The organism is Arsukibacterium sp. MJ3 (genome assembly GCF_000987765.1).
In the GTDB taxonomy this organism is placed as follows: domain Bacteria; phylum Pseudomonadota; class Gammaproteobacteria; order Enterobacterales; family Alteromonadaceae; genus Alishewanella.
This window is the reverse complement of sequence record NZ_LAHP01000088.1, coordinates 1-826: the sequence shown is the minus strand read 5'-3', so window position 1 is coordinate 826 and position 826 is coordinate 1. Positions and strand designations below refer to the sequence as shown.

At 47.9% G+C, this 826-nt stretch carries 1 protein-coding gene; it reads right to left on the bottom strand.

Features of this window, described 5'->3' with window-relative positions:
- The coding region (locus tag VT06_RS16870; protein WP_304413428.1) for a 7TM-DISM domain-containing protein at positions 1-722 on the bottom strand (722 nt) is incomplete at its 3' end.
- Positions 723-826: the final 104 nt, after the last annotated feature.

Genomic DNA, 826 nt, shown 5'->3' with positions numbered 1-826 from the left:
TGCAGCCAGATACTATTAGGCCATAAGTATCGGAAACCAACACCACTGAGTGCGGCCATCAATAAACCTGTAAACACCACATAAATTGAATAGGTAAAGAAACTCGCTTCGCGAGTTACCGCGTAGCCAAAGAGATTGTAGATTACCATGCAAATGACTACGCCAAAATATAAACCGATGGCAACATAACGCGGCCCTTGCGCTTCATGAAACTGGGCTGTTTTCCATATCCGCACCGGTACCCGCAGAGAACTAGTGGTTTCTACCCGCAGGTATACTACATGAGCTTCTGCAAAGGGTATATCAACCACAAAACCATCAGCCGCTACTGGGCGCTCATTAAATGGCAACCGATCGCCTACATGAATTTGTTCCACATCACCTGCTGCCGAAACAAAGAAGAACTGTAAATCATCGATCAGAGGATATTCAACCTGCAGTACTCGGGAGAAATTCGCAGGTTCAACCGTGAAACGCAGCCAGTAAGGCGTTAAATCATAACCAAAAGCCACTGGCTCTTGGCCTAAAAACTGCCACTGCTCTGCCGGCAAGGCTTGTACTTGAGCGAGTTCAATATTCGGCTGCTGCTCTGCTTTATAGAACCAAATGTCCGGTGAAACCCAACCACTGCTTATTCCGCTCCAGCTCTCACTTAACGGCGTATCAGCTTGCGCATTAAACGCGAACGCGTTCAGCAGAGTTACTGTAAGTAGCGTAAACACAAAGTACGCCATCGTTTGTATGGACAACCACCCGCACTTACCTTTCACCGCGATCATTTCATCGCCTCCGGCCAGGCCGAAAATACGCGTATCGCATTGGTGGT